Consider the following 21,510-nt stretch of genomic DNA (forward strand, 5'->3'; position numbering starts at 1 on the left):
CGCATCGACCTCGCGTAGGGCGCAAACTCCCGCGCGGCTGCTGATCCTGATTCAACGGCTTACGTGAAAATTGAGCTGGTCTTTTTCAGGCGAAGGGAACGGAGGGGTACGTATCCGTAGCCCCTCCATTCGCTTGCCAATGCATCAGAAGTTTTCGCGCGCCAACTCCAACACGTCCGCACCGCGTCCATGCAGAATGGCACGGGCTGAATAAAGTGCCATGCCCAACACGGGCTTGAGTTCAACAAAAGGTGGTTTGACCAGCTCCAGTGGGTTCACGGGAACATTGAGAAGCGCCGGTCCCGGCTGCGCTAACCATTCTTGGACGGCTGCTTCGATTTCCGATGCCTTCCGAACCGTCTTACCCCACAGGCCGATGGCTTCGGCGACCTTGCCGAAATCCGGGTTCTTCAAGCGCGTGAAGGTGTCGAGCATGCCTTCCGCTTTCTGCTCGATTTCGACAAACCCAAGCTTGTTGTTATCGAAGACGACGATCTTTAGCGGGATGTCCTCCTGGATAACGGTGAGTAGCTCACCGAACAGCATCGACAGGCCACCGTCGCCACACATGGCGATCACCTGGCGTTCGGGCGCTGCCTTCTTCAAGCCCAGCGCACTGGAAAGTGCGGTGGCCATCGTTCCGTGTAGAAGGCTTCCGAAGATCCGACGCTTGCCGTTTGCAGTGATGTGGCGAATCGCCCATACGATCGGTGTGCCGTCGTCGCCGGCAATAAGTGCGTCATCATCGGCGTAACGGTTGATTACGGAAGTCAGATATGAACCGGGAATGGTGTCGTTGTGACCAGGAACCAAATGGCTCTTCCACGATGCCATGGCTTCTTTGAAGCGCCCAACGTATTCCTCCTGGAACGACGCATCATCGTTTTCCTCCAGGCATGGTAGAAGCGCGCGCAGCGTGGGTTTGATGTCACCGACCGCGCCGAATGTAATGTGGTGGCGTCGACCCAAGTGAGTGGGGTCGATGTCGATCTGGACGATCTTGGCTTTGTCCGGATAGAACTGGCGCCACGCGAAGTCCGCACCCAGCAATAGCAGCGTGTCGCAATCGAGGATGGCGTTGTAACCGGCCTTGCTGCCGAGAATGCCAGTCATGCCAACGTTGAAGGGATTGTCGTGCTCCAGAAAGCTCTTGGCGCGTGAAGTGTGCGCAACAGGGGCCTTTAGCACGTCCGCCACCGCCCTGATTTCCTCCAAGGCATTCTCGCAGCCGGAGCCTGCGTAGATGGTGATCTTTTTGCCGGCGTTGAGAATCTTGGCGATCTCGTCGATCTCCTCGCTGTTCGGAGTGATCGTGGGCTTGCTGTGGTGAACGCGGTAGGGGAAATCCTCATGCACTTCGGCATGAGAAATATCCACTGGCACGATCAGCACGGCGACGCCTTGTTTCGCTAGGGCGGTTTGGCAAGCCATCACGGCTTTCTTCCTGGCTTGGTCAGGTGTCAGGATCATGTCGCAAAACACCGAGCATTCCTTGAAGACCGTTTTGAAATCGACCTCCTGGATGAATTCAAATCCCAAGTCGTTCATCATCACCTGGCTGGCGATGAGGACCATGGGCGAGCGATTGCGATTGGCCTCGTACAGCCCGTTGATGAAGTGCAAGCTACCGGGTCCGCAACTGCCCGCACAGGCCGTCAGGTTGTTGGTGAGCAGAGCCTCGGCACCGGCGGCAAAGGCCCCGGCTTCCTCATGCCGAACATGCACCCAGTCGATCGAACTGCGCTCCAGATGCTCCGCGAACAAATTGAGCGTATCGCCAACGATGCCGTAGCAACGCTTTACGCCTGCCTGTTCGAGAACCTCAACGAGGATTTCTGCAACTTTCTTACTCATAGCTTGCTCCGCATGGTGAAGGGGGCCGTTGAACGATCGGTAGGTGCTAGTGGGAGGAGGGCCGTCGTCCCATGGCCAGGTCGAGCGCCGCGCGCGCAATACCTACACTTGCGTCGGCGTCTTCTTGACTGGCTTCGGCCTGGGCGAGCACAGCTTCGTTGCTCGTTACATCGGTGATACTGGCGAGGCCGCGCCGATAGGAATCGAGTGCGGCTTGATAGGCGAGTTCGGATGCGTGCGTATAAGCCAGCGCCTGGTTGCGATTGTCCAGGCTCGTCTTCAGATTGTTATAGGCCTGCACCACTTGCTGGGCAGCTGCGTCCTTGGTCTCGGCCAAGCCATCTTCAGCGGCCGTCTTTTGTGAGACCGCCAGCGAAACATTGGTGGCGCGTGCGCCGCCATCGAACAGCGGCAACTCGAACGACACGAACAGCGCATTGCCGGTTCGATCAATCGAGGAATAGGGGCTTCCGTCGCTGCTGATCTTGCCGATGTTCTGGAACACTTGCGCTGAAAGGCTGATGGTCGGTCGGTAGGCTGCGCGCGCCGTGTCGATCTTAGCGTCGGACGCAGCTACTTTGTCCGTGGCAGCCAGTACGTCAGGGCGGGATTGCAGGGCTTCGTTGATCAGTTCGTGCAGCGGTGAGAGCGTTTCCGCTGTCGGTCTATCTGTCGAGGGAGCGACCCGGAAATGCATCTCAGGCGGTAGCCCGATCGTGGCGACCAACGACGCGAATGCGGTGTCCGCGGCGCCCGTGGATTTTGTCAGTGACAGCTGCATCGCCGCCGTCTGTCGTTGTGCTTCGGCGAGCTGCACCACGGTGGCACGGCCGTGTTTCTTCTGGTCGGCGACGGCCTGTTCGGTCAACTGGGCGGCTTTCAGCGCCTTTTGCGCGGCACGCACTTGCCCCTGGGCAGACGTTGCTTCGAAATAAGCTTCTGACACGTCGAACACCAGTTTTTCTTGCGCGCCAAGCAAACCTGATTGAGCGGCGGAGGCGTTGCGTCTGGCCTCCTCGACCTGTCCCTTGCGACGGCCAAAGTCGAACAGCAGCCATTTCAACTCCAGGCTTGGAAAAACTTCCTGCGTGGACGAAACAAAATAGCCCTTGGCCGAAACGGTAGGCGGGATCGCCAGCGGCGTGCGCTGAATACCTCCCAACGCTTTGACATTGACCTGGGGCGAGTATTGGCTCTTGGCGAGCTGCACAGCCAGGTTGGCTTGCACGGCTTCCTGCTCGACTTCCCGTGTCTTGGGATTGATATCCAGCGCAATCGTCAGAAGCTCCGGCAGTGCATACACGCGGTCCTCAAGCATCGGTGCGCTGGCGTTGCCGGCGGTAGCCTGATCGCTAGATGCAGCGTTATCCCATGACGTCGATTGCGCATTTGCCATGGCGCCATATGCGCATAGCGACGCCGCGAGCACGAGCGAAAAACAGGCGGACAGAGGTGATTCAGATCGCGCGCGATGCATGATCGATCTCCTCGTCGAGGTGTTTACGAGCCTGATCAAGCAGCGTGGACGGTGCAGCACGAACGCTTCCATCCGATGCATCGGGGTGCAATCCTTTTGCAAGCGTCATCAAGCGTTGTGACGCAAGCTGGTCTGTTTCATCGTCCAATGAGAGTGAAGCAGTGTTTTCCTTTAGGCGAGACACCACAAAGACCGCCGACGCGAGTTGTTCAACGTGACGAGCTTCGAGCATCAGGCGATCGTCCTGGCTTCCCCGCGAAAGAAAGCGCCATTCGAACAAGGCACGTGCGTTCAATGTGGATGCTTCGGAAATCTTTTGGCAGATTTGCGTTTTTATCGAGGTGGCGGTTGCCTTGTCCTTGGCAACAAGCAGGTCACCCAGTTGTCCGAGCACCGAGGCCCACTTGTCCCGCACTTGGCCCTGCGCACTCACCGGCCAAAGCGTGGTGAAGAAAATCGTGATCCAGACATTGCCAACGATGATGCCGACCACACGATCGCGTAGTACGGTGAGGTCACTGGCCGGGCCATAACCCTGCAGCACGCCCAGAAAGAACGCGAACGCTATCTGCATACCCGCATAGGCGATGGTCTCGCTGCCGGTGGAAATCCAGGCACAAAAGGTCGATACCACAGCGACAAGCAGGCACAACTGGCCGATATCGGTGAGATAGGGGAGAACAAAGACGATGCAAAGCCCAGCGATGAGGCCGCCAATGACGGCGCCTGACAGTCGCAGCGTCAGCTTATGGACGCTCTCTCCAACCGTGGTCAGCGAGACGAAGAAACAAGTCGTAACGGCGGTACGAATACCAGGCCAATCGAGCAGCGTGTAAGTGACATAGGAGGCCAATACCGCACACATCACCTTGAACGCAAAGCGGGCGTGCGAACGGTTCATGGGTGCGGCCGCCTTACTCGGTGGTTGCGAGTGAGGCGGCGGAGTCTCCGGTGTGGCAGCCGGTGCCTTACCTGACGCTTCGACGAGTAGCTCATCGATGGCACCGCGGAGGGCCGCTTGCGAAGGATCCCGGTCGCTTCCAGCGGGCTCGTCCTCATCGATCGCAACATCGGCAGCGACGCCGCGGCGTTGTAAAAAAAGGCGCCGGCTCTGTCGGAGCATGGAAGCCAGAGAACGCCTTGAAACAAGCGGAACGCTCGACGGGAGGTGTCGCGCGATCTGCAGTACCTCTAACAGCATGGTAATCAGACGATTGTCTTCCTCCGCAAACGCCTTCAGCTGCTTGTTCCACATAAACGCCTTGTTCTTCAGCTGGCTGAGCGACAACAGCTCATTGCGCAATGACGAAGGATCTGCGGAGTAGGGGTTTTCGATATACGCGGCGACCCCGTCCAGGAGCTTGGCACCGCGCTTTCGTGCGAGTGCGACGGGGCTTTCACCGGCCAATAGATTGACCAGCACGGTAACGCCGACGGGTGCCGCAACGACCACCCAAAGCCACAACACCATATGGGTCACGAATTCCGTGCTGGGCACGTCGTCGAGCAGCGTCTGCGATAGAACGAGAACAAATCCGGCAAGAAAGGCGATCGGCCCCAATCGACTGGTTCGTGCGAGAAACGTTCCGGCCAGCGTGCTGATAGCCAGCAGCGGAAGTCTCAGTGCGGGTTCGGCGGCATCAAAAACATAGAACAGCACGGAGACCGCAACGGCCAACGTGACGGCCACCAAGCCACCGACGGCAGAGACCAAGGTTGAAGCGGCATCTTCCTGGCTGACCAGAAAAACGAGGTACGCCACGTAAGCCGGCAAAGGGATCTGAAACACCATCGCGATGGCGACGACCATGGCAGTACATCCGGTGATACGGATGATCGTGCGAATACGCGTATCGTTGAGCGCCAGTTCGCGCTGCAGCAGCCCGGTCAGTCCATCTCGCGCTTGAAGTTCAATCGGCGCTTGCATGGCTCACCCGTACGGAAGCGGTTGCACCGATGCGCAAGAACGGCTGCGATGGCTGATCCAAATGCACCCACACGGGGAAACGCTGCGCCACCACAACCCAATTGAGGTTTCGGTCTACCTGCGGCAGACCAGGACCTGCGAGACCTTCCGGCGCAACGCCCGCACCCAAGCTTTCCACCACGCCATGCAACGGTTGGCCTTCGCGGCCCATGACCCAGACCGTGGCTGCGTCACCGGCATGCAGCCCGCGCAAATCCGTTTCGCGGAAATTGGCAACGGCGTACCAGTTGTTGTCGTCGACCAGCGTAAAGAGCGGATGCCCTGAGACCGCAAACGATCCCAATGCGAGGTTGAAGCCCACTATCTTGCCGTCGACCGAGGCGCGAATGACAGTTTCACGAAGATCGCGGGCCGCCAAAGCCTGAGCCGCCTGCGCACCCAGCAACTGCGCCTTCAGGCTTTCCACGTCGCCAATCGCCTCCTTGGCCTGCGCTGCCTGTTGCGTGGCGGCTGCCAACTGCGATGCGGCCGTGTGTTCGTTCGTGCGTGCTTCATCGATTTGCTGCACGGTAACGAAGCCCTTGGGCAACAATGGCTCCATGCGTTGGAGCGTGTCATGGGCCAGCGCCAGTTGTTGACGCGCGCGGTCGACTTCACGAGCGGCGGCTTCTGCACCGGATCCTTGTGCGTTCACTTGTCGGCCGGTGAGATCGATGTCCGCCTGCAAGGCAGCGACTTGGGCATTGGCCTGCTGCAATTTCAGCTCGAACGGCTCCGGATCGATTTGCAGCAGCACATCCCCTTTGTGGACGAACTGATCGTTACGAATGTGGATCGCCACGATCCGTCCGTTGACTTCCGGCGTGATACCGGCGCTATAGGCAAAGATGTAGGCGTCGTGCGTCCTTGGGCGTTTGTCCACGACGATCATCGCGATGACGATGAGTGCCAGCGCCGAAGCGATGGAGACAATGGCAACAATACGACCTAGCGCATTTTTGGCTTGCATGGGCGAGGTCTCCATTCAACTCAGCCAAACAAGCCAGATCGCCAGCGTTACCGCCGTCCACATGCACAGATAGACGATGACCGGTACGGGAAGCGAGGCATCCACACCGGTCTTTACCAGTGCAGCGCGAATGATGACGACCAAGATGATGCCAAGAAGCGCGCACACCATCCAGGATGGAAAATAGGACCCAAGAATATTTCGCGACGGCGAAGCGCTACATGCGCTCATGGCGATCGAGAGGATCGAGATACATGCTTCGCGGAAATAGGGCTGTCGACGGGTAAGCCGATGAGATTGCATCTACGCTACCTTCTTGTAGTCAGTTCCATGCGAAAGCGATCTCAAGCCGCTTCCACGCGTTTGTTGTTTGCCAGCGATTTCCGCCATGCTCCCGGCGCAACACCCATCCTTTGCATAAAGACGCGGCTGAAATGGCTTTGATCGGAAAAGCCTGCGTTGAAGGCGATTTCCGCCAAAGAGATATCGGGATCTGTCATAAGATCGAGCGCCAGGTCGACCCTGCGGGATAACAGCCACTGATGCGGTGACAGGCCCGTGCTTTTTTTGAAGCCACGAGCGAGTGCGCCTGCCGACAGACCGCAGGCTTCCGCCAATTCGTTGATGGAAATGCCTTCAAAGATCCGCTCACGCATCATTTGCGTGGTCAACCGTTGCTGCCATGGCGCGAGCGCACCACGAACAATGTCAGGACGCGTCGAAGATCCACCGTACGTAGAAGCCATGTACGCACAAAGGCCCTGCAGAAGATGGTCCACGAGCGCTTGATTCGCAGCGGCGGCCTTGTCGAATATCGGTAACAGGGTCTGGCCGATGCTGTTGACGATGGAATCACGTAAGCAGTCGCCGGGCTGTATGGCGAGATCAACCGTGCTTTTCGTTCCAAGTTCATCGCGGGCTTCGACAATGGCTTGGCGTGGCATGTAGAAGTACAGCGAATGCAACGGATCGCCGATATACGCGATGGGATCGCGTCGCAAGTCCAGCACGTAAGTCGTGCCTCCCTCATAAGAGGTCGAACACACGGAGCGACCATCACACCAAAGCTCATGAGTGCTTTGCTTGCGCAAGTTAAGGCAGACCAGATAAGCATCGTCGCTTCCCATCGGGGAAGTCATGCCATAACCGACCTGGTCGATCCGTAGTTCCGTCACCGCAAGGCGTACCCCACGCCTGGTTTGACTACGAAGAACCGGGGGATTGTTTAGCTGAAACGAACGGCCAAGCCGATCGCCGAATGCACCGTCATACATGTGCGCCTCTCCGAACCGATGGTCGTCGAGCATCCTTGATTGAATGTCGTCCTGAATGGAAAATTACGCGCACACCTTCTTGGCCGAAGCCTCCGTCAGGGTAAACCTGCTAGCTCAAAGGGATAAATCGAATCACCCTAAAGTGTAGATAGATCCTTTTTGACAGCTAAGTTACACGGTGCTCACCTTCGACAGACACTTGGACGTCCGAGCGTACGCGTTTCGCGCAACGTTGATAGCAACGCATGGGTTAGCGCGAATCCTGATATTGGATCGTGCAACATCTAGTGCCCATCCCCCGCGTGGGGGACACAAGTTATTGGCGTTGCTTAAGGATGCGCTGATTAATTCCACGCGGCCTCGTAAGCCGGGATGAAATCCCAGCATTCACTGCGTGTCAGATGCTGGGATTGTCATCCCAGCCTACACATTTCGCGCTACGTTCCTTAAGGATGCTCTGATTAATTCAGCGTAGGCCCCACCGGTCCCGTGTGTTTGCAGAGCACAGGGCCATCGGCGAAGGCAGACTGGCCGTCTGTCGAGACGATGGACCGAAGCTATGCGAATACACAGGGCCGGTGGGGCCTGCGCTGGATTAAATCAGAGCATCCTCACGCCATAAGGCGTGTAAAAGTCTCTTGCAGGCGATGACCGGCGGGAAGGTTGTCCAGAAGGCGCTGTGCCTTCTTGATGAATAATTGCTCCTCAAACGCCGCTCGCCTGGCGTCGTCCTGCGCACGATGCAGTTGGGCTGCTGTACGGTGAACTCGCCAGTCAATCATGGGGGCGCCCATGACTTCAGTCATATGTAGCGCTTCATGGATCAAGCGGGAGGCGTGCTCGAGGTCACCCTCTTCAATGGCGATACGACACCTTACCTCGCGCGCCATCGCTCGCCAGGTTACTTCGATGGATCGATCGGATCGTTCGACCATACGATCAGCGTGTGAACGTGCCTGTTCGATCTCTCCTGATCTCAATAGGGCATTGGCGAGCGACCACTCCAGATAGAGCAGCCAATACCAATCTGTGATGACCGGCCGCTCAAGCATGTCACGCTCGAGCTTCCGTAGGATGTCGATCCCTACATTGAGATTTCCGAGTCCTACCTCTGCCGCGCCTGCCAGCAGCTCGCAATGCCGTATTTCATTCGGAAGCACCAAGGTATAAAGCTCAGCAGGTTGATGACCTGCTTTTTCTTTGTAGAAACCAAGCTTGCTACATATCTCCTTGACAGCGAGAAAATCTCCTGCCATGAGGTAAAGGAATCCACGCAGCGTCTCCAGGGTGCAGGTGCTGTAGCGATTGGCATTGCCGACAAAGAGTGTTTCGCTGGCGTCGAACTCCTTCATGGCTCGACCCCACTCGCCTAGCAGCGTGTATGCCCATGGCCTTCCGAGATGGGCCATCCAGATGGCGCGGAAAATATTGAAGTCGGGCCGGTCTTCCGCATGCCTGACCAGGATCTCCAGATTTGCGTCCACGGTTTCGAGGCATTCGCGGTATCGGCTGGATATCAGGCAGATCATGCTGTATTCGATCAGCCCCCACGCCGTGACCTGACGGTCGAGGCCATTTCTCAGGGGAATCAGGCTTTCTTCGCAAATCTTGGCAAGCTCGGGATCCCATCCGGCGATCCAGAGACGCCATGTGGCACTGCTTAACCTGATTCGTGCCTTGAGTTGCGGTTCGGACTGCGCATCGCTCAAGTGAGCAGCTTTTTCCAGGTGCGGGACACACGCAGCCGCGTCCCGCCAGCTGAGAGCGAAGCCTAGACCCAGTTCCGCGCGTGCCCGGATATCTGGCAAATGCAACCGTTCGGACATCTGCGCCAGATCGGCAAAGGCTTGCAGAGCCCGCGGATCATGGTTGGCCGCGTAGATGGATGCGCGATCTTCCAGCAGCATCGCCTGGATGAGTCCACGCTCCCCATTGGAAAGATGGAGCGCAATCTCATCGGCCTTGTCGAGTATGGCCAGCGCATCCTGGTGCGCGAAGCGGCGCTTGGCGGTTTGCAAGGCGGTCCTCAAGTAGGAGAGCCCCTTGGACCACTCGCGTGCATTGGAAAACTGATCCGCCAGTTCGAACGCGGCGTGAGCTCGTAACTCGCTCGGGTACGACTTCTCCAATTCTTTGCCGATCAACGCGTGACTTTGCGCCAGCCGAAGCGGACCCTGCCGGTTTAGAAGTACTTCCCTGACCAGAGCGTGATTGAATTGGTAGAGTCGAACCACCTGGCCGCTATACAACGTATCCGTGCCGTAGCGATGAATGAAAGTCCTGGTTCGGCATAACGCCTCGCATACTTCTTCGAACCGATATGCGCTGAGGCCGGCGGCTGTCGCCGGCACCACGGGATTGAAGACATTCCCTACTGCACTGGCTGCTTCCAGGACACGCTGCGTTTCATCATCAACGGCAGAAATTTTTGCCTCAACGATACGGTCGATCGTTTGCGGTATCTCGAAGCGGATATCGGGGAGCGGCACGTCGCTTTTCCATACCCCATGATCGACGGATATCATGCGGATGTTTTGCAGATGATCAAGAATGGTGCCGAGAAATAGCGGATTGCCACTGGAGCAATGCAATAGAAGTTGCACAAACGACTGGCTTTCTTCCGAATCATCAGACCGGACATATTCCGCAACATCGTGTTGACTTAATCCAGTCAGATGGATGGCATCGCATAGCTTATGCAGCAGCAATCCATTGACGAGTTGCGTGAGTGCTGATCCGCGCACCGCCAACTCATCCGAACGATAGGTGGCGAGCAAGAGCAGCTTGACGGATGACTTTCGCCTGGCAAATGCGGAAATGAGGTCGAGCGTTGAAAAGTCGGCCCAATGGAGGTCTTCCAGCAGCAGCACGAAGACTTCATCCTCAGCGAGCACTTCTATCAGCTCGCAAAACTCGCCGAGCATTCGGCTGCGAGCGGCGATGTGCGCTACTTTCTGCAATAGGGCGTGATGCTCACGGGATAGAATGCCGCCTAGCTGATTGCCCCACGAAGGCGCTACGGCGACCAAGGCGTCCTGTATCTTGTTGCCGTTTGCTCCTTTTATCAGCCGGGAGAGTGCCTCAATGATGGGGTAGAAGGGTTCGGCGCCGCCAAAGCCTTCGATGCAGCGACCGTACGATTGTGTCGTATGGTGGTTGGACACTTCCCTGCAAAATGTCTCGACGAGTGCCGTTTTGCCTATGCCGGCGTCCCCATGCACGAATACGATCTTTGGTTGACCTTTGCTCGCTTGAGCGAATGCCTCATGCAGCGCATTCAACTGCGAAGATCTACCAATCAGGGGTGACGTGGCCGTGGGTGAAAGGCGGTTGTCGGTCTTTTGAGTGGTGGCTACATCAGCAATAAAGCGGTATCCACGGCCCCGGTGCGTTTCCAGATAACGCGGGCGCTGCGCATCGTCGCCTAGCGCGTTACGGATGGCCAGCACATGTCCCTTAAGCACTTCCGGTTGAACGTCTACGCCAGACCATAGGGCTTCAAGCAGCTCTTCATGCGAGACGAGGCGCCCCGGGTGATCGACAAGATACCGCAGCACATCAAACGCCTTCGCGGTAATGGTGACGGCAGCATGCTCGCCCTCATCAGAAACGCGCCATAGCCTATGATTGACTGGGTCGAGCCGAAATGGGTTGAACTCCTTCATTCCACCACCGCTTGCATAGATGTGAGTGTCACGCTTCAGATGAGTCCCAGCTCGGTCGCCCTGGACACAGCCTCGGCACGGTTCTTGGAAGCCAGTTTGATAAAAATGTGCTTGGCATGCGACTTAACCGTTTCCGGCGTGATCTGTAGCTCGCGAGCGATGGATTTGTTCGACAGGCCCAGGCTCATCAAGCGCAGGATAATCGTCTCCCTTGTACTCAGTGATTCTACAAGCCTATGATTTGTGCGAAATTTTTTGCGCACGAGCGGAGCTGGCGAGGTGGCCGTGAGCAGCTGTCCGATGTAGGGTCCCAGGTGGCCCAGGTTTCCGGTTTCAGGGGATCGCCAAAGCTGCTTGAGGGGCGCCTCGATCAGCGGCATATCGTCGAGGAAAGTGCGAAATAGCCCTGCGCTGGCGCCCTGTTGCAACGCTGCCAGTAATTCCTCTTGCGCGCGCGTCACGTTGCCCATCGCGTAAAGCGCGCTCGATAGTAGGATCGTCAGCTTGATGACCAGGGCAGGGTGATTTTGATGTAGTGATGCGTCGCGCAGATCATCGAGTGCATGGGCTGTGCTGATGCTCGGGCCATTTGCCATCTGAAGGCGAAGACTGGCCATTTGTAGAGGACATGTGTCGACATTCTTTGGGCGAGCCTTTGCGTCGAGGTCGTCCAAAAAGTTCTCCAGTTCTTCCAGGGCTAACTCGGCAAGATCAGTGCGCCCCTCATGGATACGTAAAGCAACTTCTTCCGCCTTGCAATGAAGCACCAGCCGGGACCAGCGTCGTTGAATGCCCACTTCTTCGCCCCGGTGCAAAATGAGTAGGGCAATATTTTGGTTTCCCCTTGCTGCTGCAATTTTGGCGGAAAGGACATAAGCGATGAGCGCACTTTCGATTGCACCGCTATCTTCGATGGCCGTAAGCCGACCGCGCAGCAGGGCATCCGCTTCGTCCACGGCACCGGCCTCGTAGTGCAACTGAGCCAGTACGCAGGTGGGAAGAAGCGACGCATAAGCCTCCGCTTCCGTCGACTTATCGCAAAGAAATAATGCATCCCTGGCCAAGCGTTCGGCTAATTTGAAGCGCAACTGCTCGGCTTCTGCCGCCGCTTCGATGGAAAGGTTCACCGTAGCTACCAGTAGGGACATGGCATTGCTGCGGGGGGCTTTTCCGCGGCACGACTCATAGAAGGGCTTGAAATCGCGTGTGCGCCAAGAACAAAACTTCATGACCATGGCAAGGGCTGGTCGATACCGTGCTCCAGTACCCCTCATCAATACCGATTGCGCGCGACGCATCGCTTTCTCTATGTCGTCTTCCCAGAGGTGGCCCACTGCCAGCAACGTTTCTACTTCGTCGCAGGGGAAGTCGCGAAAGCGATCTTTTTGCTGAAAGGCGCGACGCAATGTCGCCATCGTTGCGACAACCTCGGTTCCCCTCATGCTGCTTACAGCGCGCCAGGCCGAGTCCAGCACAGCTCTGAGCGTTCCATCTGGGTCATCGAGATCGTGCCAACCTTGGACCCATCCAGAATCTGTATGAGCGGTTATGTTTTGCGCAACGGTCAAGAGATTCATGAATCTACTCTCCGACATTTGTGAAGGGCACTGAAGTCAGCTAACGTCGCTCCAGTCACGTACGCTGTCGGAAGAGCGTTCAGTACACGCCCTGTGCCAAAGGTGCTCATTACCTAACTCACCCCGCCGATCGTTGGCGTCCTCAACGTGTGATTCGTCCTTTTGACGAGAACATTAGGCGAGATGCTACTTTCTGTCGTGAAATCCCGGTTTTGGAATGGTGTTCTTTCGGTTTTTATGTGGACAAGCCGAACGCGGTCGCGTCGGAAAAGCGCAAAGTTAACCATTGCCGTTCTCCTGGCGGCAGTTCGTCCCCCTGCTATGGAATTTGAGCTAAGGCTGCGAGTCCATGAAGCCACGTCGGATCGCGATCATAACGGCGTGTGTGCGGTCCTCGGCATCCAGTTTGCTCATGATGCTTTTCATGCGCGCCTTGACCGTGTCTTCCGAAATGCACAGGGCATCGGCGATGTCGCGGTTGCTGCGGCCTTTGGCGACTAGTTTCAATACACCGATTTCCCGTTCCGTAAGACCTTCCTGCCCGGTATGGCTGGCGATCTCTTGTGCGACTTCAGGCGCCACCGTGTGTCGTCCGGAAAGTGCGCCGCGAATAGCCTTGATGATTTCATCGCGACGTGCCGTCTTGAGCAAATAAGAAGTTGCACCAAGCGTAAAGGCACGCACGACGCGTGCATCACCTGGGAACGTAGTAAGCACGATGATGGTCGCGTCGGGGAACTCGCTGCGAATGGTCATGATCGCTTGCAGTCCATCCACGTCCGGCATTTGCAGATCGATCAGCATGATGTCGGGCAGCAGTTTCTGGAATTGCTCGATGGCCTCCTTGCCATCAGCCGCTTCGCCAACTACCTCCATATCCGGTTCTTGCTCAATGACGGCCCGAAGGCCATCCCGCATGACCGGGTGGTCATCCACGACGAGTATCCCGAAGTTGTCTTTCTTCTCGGTCAAACGACTCACCTGAGAAATTGTGCCTAAAAACAAAAGAGTAGAAGCAGCAAGGGCCACTTTCCAAATTGGCTGGGACTATGCGCTGGGCGGGGGGAGACTTCAATGCTCGAAAGGGTAATTCACGGCTCCTGGCTATACGTGTGCTGCAAAGAACGAACGTTGATGATGTAGCGCGGAAACACACATCTGCGTGCAAGAATCTGCAAGAAAACCATGCGCCGGCCGGCGTAACGTAGCGTCTACTTACGTTACAAGGGTACCGCCACGACTATGAGAACAAGTGTGGTGTCATGGTCGTCACGGACACGAAGGACCGGCACGTCCCCGAATCAACCGGCCGATATTGCCTTCGCTCATATATCGCAATTGGCATCAGCCATAGAGAACGATCCCTCTCGCGTCGAAGAATGGTATTGCGCAGTGCGCATCAGAGAGCTTGGAGGAATGACTGCGCAGGAGCTTGTCACACAGGACAGTGCAGACCTGTTGATCGGCTTCCTACGTTCCATCCTGCGCGGTGAACGCGATTGAAAAAAGGTCCTTGCATATGCGCAGTGTAGATTCGTTCAAGGGCATGGGCGAAAGGCTGGAAGAAATCCAGGCCGCACGCGAGCAAGTGGCATTCACGGCGTTTTCCATGCTGGAAGAGCGGCTGAGCGATTTTTCCAACATGCTGGTCATCGGCCTGGGCGACAGGACACGCGCCGTGTGGTGGATGTGCATGCGCCACCGGAACCTGGAAGGAAGAAACGCTTACCAAGTCATCGCCGATGGGGAAGCAGATCGCCTCTGGGAAGTGGTGGAAAGCCTGTGCGGAACGCATGAGCTCTGATCGGCGTTTCCATGGGGTTTTGACCTGTTGAGCTTTTCATTATTCGTGACAACCTGGAGAAAAGGTCCGGTTCTCCCTCACCGTCATTCCGGCGAAGGCCGGAATCCAGTTTCAATACGTTGTGCGAAGCACTCAAAAGCAGTTTTGTGTCCTTCGGACGCGTATTTAGACTGGATTCCGGCCTTCGCCGGAATGACGACGAGGCGAGATCGGACGTTTTCTGCGTAACGCGTGTTTTCGGCTTATCTCGTCACGTTTGTCCAAGATCGGCTGATCGGCGAATGCCATAGTCACTTTTACCGCGGCCATGCCATTAAAGTGAATCAACCCTGGTGATGGCCACGAGATCGAATGCCGTCTTATCTGACATTTCATTTCCAGGAATGATCATATGAAAAGCAACTTTTTCGTCCCCCTTGCGCCGCGCGGCCTTTCCACTATCTCGCCGCCACCTCCGTGGCACTATGCCGGCGATTTCCTCATCATCGATTTCTGGGCGCGCCCGGAAGCCGTAGCGGCTCTCCTGCCGGATGAACTGCAACCCGACGTCAAGGCGGAAGGGCATGCCCAGGCGTACTTCATCGATTGGCAGTTCACGGGTGAGCATGACGAACTGCTGGATCCGGCGAGGTACCAATACCGGGAGTTCTTCATCCTGGTTGACGCCCTGTTTCAAGATAAACCTGTTGCGTTCTGCCCGTATATCTTCGTCGACAATGACGCTGCGATTGCGCGTGGCTGGACGCAGGGCTTTCCGAAACGGCACGGCTTGATTTATCAGACCCGCGTATTTGCCGTTAATGGCATCGCGTCCCCCAAACTCGTATCTGGAAGCCGTTTCGGTGCGAGCGCTTCGGCAGCCGGACAACGGATTGCGCAGGGCACGGTTACTCTTGAAAAAGCTGTGACGGATGCTGCTGCCCTGGGCTCGCGTCCTACCGTCAATCTGCGCCACTTCCCGAGACTGGCCGCAGGGCAGTGGGAACGTCCAGCCGTGCATGAATTGGTGGAGTCCGTCATGGACCATTTCAGCGTGGCCGATGCATGGATGGGTAAGGGCGAGCTGACGTTACCTGTGTGCCAGAACGAGGAAATTGCAGACCTCGCGCCCATCCGATGCGGAAACGGTTATCGCATGTCAGTTTCGTACTCCGTGACCGATCTCAAGACGCTTGTCGACCATTCTTTTAAATGACATCGGTCTGTTTCAACTTCATTGAGGGCTATCGGCTTCTCCATGAGAGGCCGTCACCCGAATGAACAGGTAAGCCATCATGCCAACGCGATCTGCGAATTGGGTTGCGCTGCGCGCCGTGGTGTTGATTGCCATGGCGCTTGCGATCTGCCATGGCGTCATGCATATACACGCAGACTACCTATTTGCCAGTGTCTGGCTGGTGCCGAGTGTTGTCGCATCGGCCATGGCAGTGACATGCTTTGTACTGCAGTATCAGCGCATGATTCCAGGATCATCGGCGCACTGGCGACATCCAAACTGGCTTGAGAATCCCTTGGCACTACATCAACCCTTGCAATGGGGGTTGCTGATCGCCGAGTCGCTCATGCTGAGTGGCCTGGGGTGTGCCTTCGTGGACGTGCTTGACGCCACGCATCAATGCAGTTGGGAAATGCCCATGGCAGCGGGATTGGGTGTATGGCTGGGTACGTACCTGTTCGGCGAGCTTTGGGCCAGAAACGCAAGTCGTTGATCTACGTCCCGGCAACAGCCGGGCTTCAGTTGCTTGCACGTTGTCAAAGTCACCGGGCCCCGGCGTGCGCCGGGGTGACGGACAAATCTGCACTGGCACACATATCAAGCACCGCCCTTAGGGTGGTGCTTGGCCATTCTCAGGATCAACGCAGCAAATTTACCTTCGCCAGATCCACCAACTGACTGCCGCGTCCGTCGAGCACCGCCTTGAGCATAAACAGACCGAACTTATAAGCCTCATCGAACGTCGTCTTCGGCGGCATGGCGAGTTCCTGCCTTGCACTGACCACATCGACCAGGGCAGGACCGTCGTGCGAAAGCGCTTCGATCAGTGCTGAGCGAAGGTCTTCGGAGCGCTCTACTCGGATGCCTTTCACTCCAACGGCATTGGCCATTTGAGCAAAGTTGGGATTGATCAGATCGCAGCCGGAATCGAGAAAGCCGTTGGCCTTCATCTCCATCTCGACGAAGCCCAATGTGCCGTTATTCAGCAGGATGATCTTTACCGGAAGTTCCAGCTGCGTCAGCGTGAGGAACTCACCCATCATCATGGCAAAGCCGCCGTCGCCTGACATGGAAATCACCTGGCGATCGGGGAAGGCGACCTGGGCGCCGATGGCATGCAACATCGCATTCGCCATGGAGCCATGATTGAACGAGCCGACGATTCGGCGTTTCCCATTAACTTTCAGGTAGCGCGCCGTCCACAAAATCGGCGTACCCACGTCGCAGGTAAAGATGGCGTCCTCCGTGGCGAGTTCGCTCACCAGCTTCGTCACGTACTGGGGATGAATGACGTCGCTTCCGTGCCTAGGCTCAGCGAGTTCATCGAGCCCTTCGCGCGCCTTCCCATAGTGTGCGAGGGCGGCGTCAAGGTGACTGGAGTCTGTTTTTTCCGGAATCGATGGGAGAAGAATTTGCAATGTTTCGCGGACGTCGCCGATCAGGCCAAGGTCGAGTGGGCAGCGATTGCCCAGCGCTTCGGGGCGGACGTCGATCTGGGCGACTTTTGCGTGCTTCGGAAAAAACTGACGATACGGAAAGTCCGTGCCGAGCAACAGCAACGTATCGCAATCCTTCATCGCGGCATAACCCGATGAAAAGCCGACAAGGCCCGTCATGCCGACGTCGTAGGGGTTGTCATATTCCATGTACTCTTTGCCACGCAGCGTGTGCACGATGGGTGCTTTTAGCCGTCGAGCCAATTCCACGACCTCATCGTGAGCGCCCGCACAACCTGCACCGCAGAAGATAGTGATCCGTGTGGCATCCTTGAGCAGATTGGTCAGTCGCTTCAGATCCTTAAGGGACGGGTGCAGGATCGGTTTCGCCGGCGCAACCCAGCGGGGCACTTCAGCGACGGCTTCTTTCAGTGATACATCGCCGGGAATAACCACTACGCCCACGCCGCGCCGCGCCACTGCTGCGCGTATGGCCCGACCAAGCACCTGTGGCAGCTGGTTGGGATTGGAGACGAGTTCTACGTAGTGGCTGCACTCCTTGAAAAGATTTTCCGGATGCGTGGCCTGAAAGTAGTCGATACCGATTTCACTGCTGGGAATATGCGAGGCGATCGCCAACACCGGCACGCCACTGCGATGGCAATCGAACAAGCCATTGATGAGATGAAGATTGCCGGGACCGCAGCTGCCGGCACAGACGGCTAGCTCACCCGTCAAATGGGCTTCGGCGCCGGCGGCAAACGCCGCGGCCTCCTCGTGACGCATATGGAGCCACTCGACTGAGCTGCGGCGAAAAGCGTCGGTCAGACCGTTCAACGAATCGCCGACGACGCCATAGACGTGTCTGACACCAGCCAGTTCAAGGACCTTGGCGACATATTCAGCGGAGGACATGGCCATGATAGCGATCTCTCTGGTTATGAAGTTGAGGCGCGACTTGCCAGGAGCATGAAAAGTGGATGTCGCATGGCGTATCGACGATCAACCGTGCAATAGGAACGCCGACAGGTAGTTACGACGTTAGCGCTCTAGGAGCTGCGTGGCTTGTACGTGTCTGATCGGCTATGGACGAAATCCATATCTCCCCGTCAAGCACCAGCGTCACCAAAACCTTGTGCGGCAAACCGGCAAAGAAGGGGGACACGACGTCGTATCTGTTCCTTACCGAACGCTTTTGTCCAAGAACGCTGGGACGTGGCCACGTATCGTTCATTCACCCATAACCGTCGCGCGGATTGGCTTTCAACGAAAAGCCTTCACGCGTAAGGAGCGTTGCTACGGCTTCGTTCTCTCGAGGCCACCTGGATCGTTCGGATCAACGTGGCGGCGTGCGGGAATTTATGTGCAATGTTTTGGAGATCGAGCATGCCGTTGTTGAATTGGCCAAAGCTAGCACTCAGGGCAAGTGCCGCTATCGCTTGCACATGGCTATCCGCCTGCAGCGAAGGCGTGTTGGACCCCAAAGGGCCAGTCGGCACGCAGGAGAAGCAACTGCTGCTAGAAGCATTGATACCCATGCTGATGGTCATTACGCCCATCATTCTTCTGACGTTATGGTTTGCATGGTGGTTTCGCGCCGGCAATGCACGCGCGAAGTATCGTCCGCGCTGGGAGTATTCCGGTCATGTCGAATTCTCGATATGGATGATTCCGTTATTGGTCATCCTGTTCCTGGGCAGCCTTGCGTGGGTCGGAGCGCACCAGCTCGACCCTTACCGGCCGCTTGCCTCGAACCGAAAGCCAGTAACAGTTGAAGTGGTGGCGATGGATTGGCGCTGGCTGTTTATTTACCCCGACCAGGGCGTTGCCAGCATCAACGAGTTGGCCATTCCGGTAGGCACGCCGATTTCTCTGCGGCTCACCTCTGCAACGGTGATGAACTCGTTCTTCATCCCTGCGCTAGGCGGTCAGATTTATGCGATGCCCGGTATGGAAACAAAGCTGTCGTTATTGGCGGATGAGACGGGAAATTATCGAGGCATGTCCGCACAATTCAGCGGCGACGGTTTCTCCGACATGCACTTTCAGGTGCTGACAACCGACGAGAAGACATTCAACGCCTGGATCGATCACGCCAAAGCCGGCGGTATGCGGCTGGATGACGTGGCCTACAACCAACTCGTCGCCAAGCACAGTACAGGCGGCGTTTCCTACTACTCCTCCATAACGCAAGAGCTGTTTGCCCATGCGATCGATAGTTCAACCAAGCGAGTCGTTGTTACCGAAGCCCAATCGCCCAGCCCATCCAGCGCAACGCTAACTGCAGTCCCTTCGGAGCACTGATATGTTTGGGAAACTAACGCTGCAGGCTATCCCGTTCGATCAGCCGATCATCATGGGCACTTGCCTGGTGATCATCATCGGCATCCTGGCGATTCTTGGCCTGATTACATACAAGCGCAAATGGACATGGCTGTGGACCGAGTGGCTGACCACCGTCGACCACAAGCGCATCGGCATCATGTACACGCTGCTGGCGATGGTGATGCTGCTGCGCGGTTTCAGCGATGCGATCATGATGCGGTCCCAACAGGCGCTGGCCAGCGGCAACGCGCATGGCTTTTTGCCACCCGAGCATTACGATCAGATCTTTTCGGCGCACGGCACCATCATGATTTTCTTCATGGCCATGCCGTTCGTGGTTGGTCTGATGAACTTCGTTGTGCCGCTGCAAATCGGTGCGCGGGATGTCGCTTTTCCAGTGCTCAATTCGGTCAGTTTCTGGCTCACCGCCGCGGGTTCGCTGCTCATCAATATTTCATTGGGTGTAGGTGAGTTTGCCCGTACCGGCTGGTTGGCTTATCCGCCGCTATCTGAGCTCTCATTCAGCCCGGGTGTTGGTGTTGATTACTACTTGTGGTCGCTGCAAATCTCGGGTGTCGGCACGCTGCTGTCGGGCGTAAACCTAGTCACCACCATATTGAAGCTGCGAACGCCTGGCATGACGCTGTCAAAAATGCCGGTGTTCACGTGGACCGCCTTGGCGGCCAACATGTTGATCGTTGCAGCCTTTCCCGTCCTGACGGCGACGCTCGCCATGCTTATTCTGGACAGATATCTGGGGATGCATTTCTTCACCAATGACGGTGGCGGCAACCCCATGATGTACATCAACCTTATTTGGACGTGGGGACATCCCGAGGTTTACATCCTGATCCTTCCGGCCTTCGGCGTCTTCTCCGAAGTTATCGCCACCTTCTCGCGCAAGCCGCTGTTCGGCTACCGGTCCATGGTGGTGGCCACGATGGTGATTACGCTATTGGCATTTACAACGTGGCTGCATCACTTCTTCACGATGGGATCAGGAGCCGACGTCAACGGGTTCTTCGGCATTACCACGATGGTTATCGCGATACCCACGGGCGTGAAGATCTTCAATTGGCTGTTCACGATATATGGCGGCCGCGTCCGTTTCACGTCGCCGGTCTTGTGGACCATCGGGTTCATGGTGACCTTCACCATCGGCGGCATGACGGGCGTGCTGTTGGCGGTTCCGCCGGCGGACTTCGTGTTGCACAACAGCCTGTTTCTCATCGCGCACTTCCATAACGTCATCATCGGCGGTGTCGTGTTCGGCTGCTTTGCGGGCCTGACTTACTGGTTCCCCAAGGCTTTTGGATTTCGGCTGCACGAAGGGCTCGGCAAAGCAGCCTTCTGGTTCTGGTTGGTGGGTTTCTACCTGGCCTTCATGCCGCTTTATGCGCTGGGCTTCATGGGCATGACGCGCCGCATGAACCATTACGACGATCCGGCCTGGCTGCCTTACCTGCTGGTAGCCGAATGTGGCGCGGTGTGCATTCTGATAGGCATTCTGCTGCAGATCACGCAGCTGGTATGGAGCATTCGCAAGCGCGATCAGCTTAGCAAGGATGCCCGCGATCCATGGGACGGGCGCACGCTGGAGTGGTCCACGACATCGCCGCCGCCCGCCTACAACTTCGCGCTGCTTCCGAAAGTGGAAGGGCTGGATGCGTACTGGGAGGCAAAGCAGGATGCGGATGTGCCTCCGCACCGGAATTACGAGCCTATCGATATACCCAAGAACTCTGGGCTTGGTTTTGTCATGAGCTTTTTTGCCGTCATCGGGGGATTCGGGATGATCTGGCACATCTGGTGGATGGGCGTGCTCGCCCTGTGTGCGTTCATCATGCTGCTGGCCTGGTGGTCGTGGGATGAGCACGACGAATATGAGCTGAGGCCGTCGGACATCGCCCGCCTCGAGCGCGCAAGCTTCTAGTCAGCTAAATCAG

The 21,510-nt window shown here is 56.9% G+C and carries 15 protein-coding genes; 5 read left to right on the top strand and 10 right to left on the bottom strand.

Going from position 1 to position 21,510, the window contains the following annotated elements; genetic code table 11:
• Positions 1-144: 144 nt before the first annotated feature.
• From ISP18_RS08900 to ISP18_RS08940, 9 genes are all read right to left on the bottom strand, one after another.
• Complete coding sequence (locus tag ISP18_RS08900; RefSeq protein ID WP_380009668.1) at positions 145-1,854, bottom strand: thiamine pyrophosphate-dependent enzyme; 1,710 nt, start codon at positions 1,852-1,854, stop codon at positions 145-147.
• 46 nt (positions 1,855-1,900) lie between these two features.
• Positions 1,901-3,250, bottom strand: a complete 1,350-nt coding sequence (locus ISP18_RS08905) for a TolC family protein (RefSeq protein WP_380009671.1) — start codon at positions 3,248-3,250, stop codon at positions 1,901-1,903.
• 61 nt (positions 3,251-3,311) lie between these two features.
• A complete protein-coding gene (locus ISP18_RS08910) occupies positions 3,312-5,021 on the bottom strand; it encodes an FUSC family protein (RefSeq protein WP_380009674.1) in 1,710 nt (569 codons plus the stop codon).
• 220 nt (positions 5,022-5,241) lie between these two features.
• Entirely contained in the window at positions 5,242-6,267 is a 1,026-nt protein-coding gene (locus tag ISP18_RS08915; RefSeq protein WP_380009677.1) for an HlyD family efflux transporter periplasmic adaptor subunit, read from the bottom strand.
• Positions 6,268-6,282: 15 nt separating this feature from the next.
• Complete coding sequence (locus tag ISP18_RS08920) at positions 6,283-6,570, bottom strand: YtcA family lipoprotein (RefSeq protein WP_380009680.1); 288 nt, start codon at positions 6,568-6,570, stop codon at positions 6,283-6,285.
• Between the two features lie 41 nt (positions 6,571-6,611).
• Positions 6,612-7,541 carry a helix-turn-helix domain-containing protein gene (locus ISP18_RS08925; RefSeq protein WP_380009683.1) on the bottom strand — a complete coding sequence of 310 codons (930 nt, stop codon included), beginning with the start codon at positions 7,539-7,541 and terminating at the stop codon, positions 6,612-6,614.
• A gap of 611 nt (positions 7,542-8,152) precedes the next feature.
• Complete coding sequence (locus ISP18_RS08930; protein WP_380009686.1) at positions 8,153-11,206, bottom strand: ATP-binding protein; 3,054 nt, start codon at positions 11,204-11,206, stop codon at positions 8,153-8,155.
• Between the two features lie 35 nt (positions 11,207-11,241).
• Complete coding sequence (locus ISP18_RS08935; RefSeq protein ID WP_380009689.1) at positions 11,242-12,783, bottom strand: LuxR C-terminal-related transcriptional regulator; 1,542 nt, start codon at positions 12,781-12,783, stop codon at positions 11,242-11,244.
• A gap of 333 nt (positions 12,784-13,116) precedes the next feature.
• The gene (locus ISP18_RS08940) at positions 13,117-13,728 is read right to left on the bottom strand and encodes a response regulator transcription factor (protein ID WP_380010994.1); all 612 of its coding nucleotides are present in this window, start codon (positions 13,726-13,728) and stop codon (positions 13,117-13,119) included.
• Between the two features lie 574 nt (positions 13,729-14,302).
• Between ISP18_RS08940 and ISP18_RS08945 the strand changes: the two genes are divergently transcribed.
• The 3 genes from ISP18_RS08945 (at position 14,303) to ISP18_RS08955 (ending at position 16,296) form a co-directional block, all read left to right on the top strand.
• Complete coding sequence (locus ISP18_RS08945) at positions 14,303-14,587, top strand: hypothetical protein (protein ID WP_380009692.1); 285 nt, start codon at positions 14,303-14,305, stop codon at positions 14,585-14,587.
• A gap of 391 nt (positions 14,588-14,978) precedes the next feature.
• Complete coding sequence (locus ISP18_RS08950) at positions 14,979-15,782, top strand: acetoacetate decarboxylase family protein (RefSeq protein ID WP_380009695.1); 804 nt, start codon at positions 14,979-14,981, stop codon at positions 15,780-15,782.
• Between the two features lie 79 nt (positions 15,783-15,861).
• Positions 15,862-16,296: a hypothetical protein gene (locus ISP18_RS08955; RefSeq protein WP_380009698.1), complete on the top strand. Its 435-nt coding sequence runs from the start codon at positions 15,862-15,864 to the stop codon at positions 16,294-16,296.
• Positions 16,297-16,441: 145 nt separating this feature from the next.
• On the opposite strand, the gene poxB is transcribed toward ISP18_RS08955, so the two are convergent.
• Positions 16,442-18,160: a ubiquinone-dependent pyruvate dehydrogenase gene (gene poxB, locus ISP18_RS08960; protein ID WP_380009701.1), complete on the bottom strand. Its 1,719-nt coding sequence runs from the start codon at positions 18,158-18,160 to the stop codon at positions 16,442-16,444.
• A 465-nt stretch (positions 18,161-18,625) separates the two neighbouring features.
• Between poxB and cyoA the strand changes: the two genes are divergently transcribed.
• Positions 18,626-19,543 (top strand): ubiquinol oxidase subunit II, encoded by a 918-nt coding sequence (gene cyoA / locus ISP18_RS08965; protein ID WP_380009704.1) that lies wholly within the window; start codon positions 18,626-18,628, stop codon positions 19,541-19,543.
• Between the two features lies 1 nt (position 19,544).
• The gene (cyoB, locus tag ISP18_RS08970) at positions 19,545-21,497 is read left to right on the top strand and encodes a cytochrome o ubiquinol oxidase subunit I (protein WP_380009707.1); all 1,953 of its coding nucleotides are present in this window, start codon (positions 19,545-19,547) and stop codon (positions 21,495-21,497) included.
• Positions 21,498-21,510: the final 13 nt, after the last annotated feature.

This window comes from Dyella humi (genome assembly GCF_044904605.1).
Lineage (GTDB): Bacteria > Pseudomonadota > Gammaproteobacteria > Xanthomonadales > Rhodanobacteraceae > Dyella_B > Dyella_B humi.